The organism is Atribacter sp., assembly GCF_035418125.1.
GTDB lineage: Bacteria > Atribacterota > Atribacteria > Atribacterales > Atribacteraceae > Atribacter > Atribacter allofermentans.
This window is the reverse complement of record NZ_DAOLQM010000092.1, coordinates 1-4,353: the sequence shown is the minus strand read 5'-3', so window position 1 is coordinate 4,353 and position 4,353 is coordinate 1. Positions and strand designations below refer to the sequence as shown.

Here is a 4,353-nt window from a genome sequence, read left to right as displayed (position 1 = left end):
CACCAGGAGAGAGAAAAAAGGGAAGCTGACTTCTTTCATAAAGTAGACCAAGGAATGGAGAATTTAAAATATTTTAGAAAAATTTACAAGAAGCTCTTGACAGATAAGCAGGAATAAAATATTATAGTAAATTGTCGGTTCTTTCATTTTGGAACTAAATTAATCTATTTTGTTCCAAATTATTACTGAGTGGGTGTTATTATTATCTTACCAATCGATGATAAAATCAATCCATTTGTCCTCTTATTTTTTTTACCTGTACATTGTGAATTTCATACATTCCACATTTTAAACTTACACCGTTTCGCCACAGTTTAATGATGATGAAAAACTGATTAGTTTAAAGAGTAATTTCTTTTAATTTTCAACAAAGGTGGTGTGCTGGGTGAATTCTGGATACATTCAGAGAAAGACATTTTCAAAGGTGACTTCATTTGCCGAACTTCCCCATTTTATTGAGATACAAAGAAAGTCATTTGACCTATTTTTACAAGCGAATATTTCCCCCCAAGAACGGAAAAGGCAAGGTTTGCAAGAAGTTTTCACCGAAATTTTTCCTATACAGGATTTTACCGGGAAACTCATGCTGGAGTTTATCGATTATCGTTTGGATAGGCCAGTATTCTCGGTTCGTGAATGTAAAGATAGAGGTCGGACATATGCTGCCCCATTATTTGCTCGAGTTCGATTGATTAACCGCGAAACCAATGAAATAAAAGAACAAGATGTATATATGGGTGAAATTCCACTCATGACTGATAAGGGGACTTTTGTGGTGAATGGAGCGGAACGGGTTGTAGTAACGCAGCTCATCCGATCTCCAGGGATATTTTTTACTAAAGAAGTGACACCAACTGGAAAAGTGGAATATGGTTTTAAGATCATTCCCAACCGTGGTGCCTGGTTAGAATTTGGAATTGACCCAGGAGAAATTCTCTTTGTTCGTGTCGATAAAAGGCGCAAGATCAATGCTATGACTTTGATCAGAGCTTTGGGATTTTCAAACGACGAGGAAATCCTCGAACTGTTCGATAATCATTCTTACATCCAAGCCACCCTGGAAAGAGAAACAACTTCAAACCCCAAAGAAGCGGTCATGGAAATTTTCCGGCGACTTCGTCCCAGTGAGCCACCAACCGAAGAAAATACTCGAGATTTTATGAGATATTTGTTCTTTGATCCCCGTCGTTATGACCTTGGTGAGGTGGGACGATATAAACTGAATAATAAACTAAAATTGGAAGAACGCATTGTCCGAATTGAAGAGTTTGTTGGAGCTGAGGATATTATTCTTGACCATGAAGAACATCAATGTCTTCGCAATCAAGCAGCTATCGATGAAAATAATCCTTCCCGATATGAAATTCTCCTTCGTAAAGGAGACAAAATTGGTCGGCAATTAGCTCGAACCTTAGAAGAGCTTAACCAGGAATACAATATCGAATTTATACGAGTGTATAACGACGAAGATCAGGTCATAAAAGTATTTATTGAACGCGAAGATGAATTGGAGTTGGTTGGCGACGAGTTGGAGGGCAGATCGATAAGTCAGGATGTGCTTCAACCGGAGACCGGAGAAACCCTCCTTAAAAAAGGCGATATGGTGACCTTAGAGGCCTTAAGGACCCTAAGGGTTCATGGTATAGAAAAAATTTGGGTGGAAAAGGGACGGATTTTGAGTCAAGCCGATGTAGTTGGGGGCATTCGCTATCTCCTCAACTTGTTGAACGGTGTTGGCTATGATGATGACATTGACCACCTGGGAAATCGACGAGCTCGACCGGTGGGAGAGCTCCTACAAAATCAATTTAGAACTGGGTTGCTGCGAGTTGAAAAGGTCATTCGAGAAAAAATGACCATCCAACCCGACACCGATTCAGCTACTCCTCAAAACCTGATTAATGTTCGTCCAGTGGTAGCCGCTATCAAGGAATTTTTAGGAAGCAGTCCTCTTTCCCAGTTTATGGATCAAATCAATCCACTTTCGGAAATAACCCATAAAAGACGGTTAAGTGCTTTAGGACCTGGAGGTTTGAGCCGTGAACGAGCAGGTTTTGAAGTTCGTGATGTCCATTATACCCATTATGGGCGGATGTGTCCGATAGAAACTCCCGAAGGACCCAACATTGGCTTAATTACCTCTCTATGTATCTATGCCAAGATCAATGAGTATGGCTTTATTGTGACACCCTATTTAAAAGTTGAAAATCGACATTTGACCGATGAAATTAGGTATCTTTCTGCTGATGAAGAAGACCGTTATCATATTGCGCCTTCCGATGCTGTTATCGATGAGAACGGGATGATACGCGATGAAAACGTCGTAGTTCGTTTCCGTTCGAAAATTGTTGAGGTAGAAAGCAGAAAAGTTGATTTTATTGATGTTTCGCCTCAACAGATCATCAGTGCTTCAGCGTCACTCATTCCATTTTTAGAGCACAATGATGCCAACCGAGCTCTGATGGGAACCAACATGCAACGACAAGCGGTTCCTCTTTTGGTTTCCAAGCCCCCTCTTATTGGGACGGGCATGGAATACAAAGTCGCTCAGGATTCAGGTGCTACAGTTGTTAGCCGAAATAGTGGAGTAGTTAAGCAAGTCGATTCAGTTTTTATTGAAATTGAAAATGATGATGGTGATATTGATCTCTATGAATTGGAAAAATTTCAGCGGTCCAACCAAAGTACCTGTATCAACCAAAAACCGATCGTTCGAGTTGGGCAGTATGTTGAGGCTGGACAGATTATTGCTGATGGGCCTTGTACTTCAATGGGTGAGATTGCTTTAGGGAGAAATGTCTTAGTAGCTTTCATGCCCTGGGAAGGAGAGAACTTCGAAGATGCCATTCTGATTAGCGAACGATTGGTTAAAGAAGAAGTTTTCACGTCAGTTCATATTGAAGAATATGAAATTGAAGCCCGAGACACCAAGTTAGGTCCAGAGGAAATTACTCGTGACATTCCCAATTTAGGAGATGATATTCTTCGGAATCTAGACGATGAAGGAATTATCCGAGTTGGAGCTGATGTAAAACCAGGAGATATCTTGGTAGGGAAGGTTACTCCCAAGGGAGAAACCGAGCTTACCCCCGAAGAGCGATTACTTCGGGCAATATTTGGAGAAAAAGCCCGAGAAGTTCGAGATACATCCCTTCGGGTTCCCCATGGAGAATATGGGAAAGTTATTGATGTTAAAGTATTTTCTCGAGAAAACGATGATGAACTGGCACCAGGAGTCAATAAACTGGTTAAGGTGTTTGTCGCCCAGAAAAGAAAAATTACCGTTGGCGATAAAATGGCTGGTCGTCATGGAAATAAAGGAGTTATAGCCAGGATTCTTGCTGAGGAGGACATGCCCTTCCTTCCCGATGGAACACCGGTTGACATTGTTCTCAATCCACTGGGAGTTCCTTCTCGAATGAATATTGGGCAGATTTTAGAGACTCACTTGGGTTGGGTTGCCAATAAAGAACGGATGTTTATTGCCAGTGCTCCTTTCGATGGAGCGAAAGAATCGGAGATTTTAGAAGCCTTGAAAGATGTAACCATCAGTCAAGAAAACCGTTATCCGGTTTTTGCTTTTGACGACAGGATATCGCCGGAGTTTAATCTTCTCCCCCATGGAAAAGTGATCCTTTTCGATGGAAGAACTGGTGAACCTTTCGACAATGAAGTGACAGTTGGATACATATATATGATGAAACTTGCTCACCTGGTTGAAACCAAGATTCATGCACGTTCAACTGGACCGTACTCTTTAGTTACCCAACAGCCGTTGGGAGGTAAAGCCCAATTTGGCGGGCAGCGTTTTGGAGAAATGGAAGTATGGGCACTGGAAGGATACGGAGCTGCCTATACTTTACAAGAAATTCTGACAGTGAAATCCGACGATATTGTCGGAAGAGTAAAAGCTTATGAAGCAATTGTCAAAGGTCAAAATGTGCTCAAGCCGTCGGTTCCCGAATCATTTAAAGTATTGGTTAAGGAATTGCAAAGCTTGTGTCTCGATGTGAAAGTGTTTGATTCCAGGAAAAAGGAAATTTCCATCGAACAGATGGAAGATGCCGATGATGATATACCTGGATTAGGAGTTAATCTGCAGGGACGAGAGAAAAAATAAAAGAAGGGGGAAAAACCCTTGATAGATGTCAATGATCTTGGAGCTATGCAAATTGGTTTATCTTCTCCCGAGCAAATCCGTAAATGGTCTCGAGGAGAAGTAAAAAAACCCGAAACCATTAATTATCGGACCCTCAAACCGGAAAAAGACGGTTTGTTCTGTGAGAAGATTTTTGGTCCAACCAAAGACTGGGAATGTTATTGCGGAAAGTATAAAAGAATTCGTCATAAAGG

General features: G+C 41.2%; 2 protein-coding genes. Both read left to right on the top strand.

All coding sequences use genetic code 11. From position 1 onward, the window contains the following. Window positions 1–373 precede the first annotated feature (373 nt). Window positions 374–4,120 carry a DNA-directed RNA polymerase subunit beta gene (gene rpoB, locus PLK24_RS06025; protein ID WP_433872281.1) on the top strand — a complete coding sequence of 1,249 codons (3,747 nt, stop codon included), beginning with the start codon at window positions 374–376 and terminating at the stop codon, window positions 4,118–4,120. Window positions 4,121–4,165: 45 nt separating this feature from the next. Continuing rightward, a partial coding sequence (locus tag PLK24_RS06020; protein ID WP_502876041.1) for a hypothetical protein occupies window positions 4,166–4,353 on the top strand: 188 nt, incomplete at its 3' end.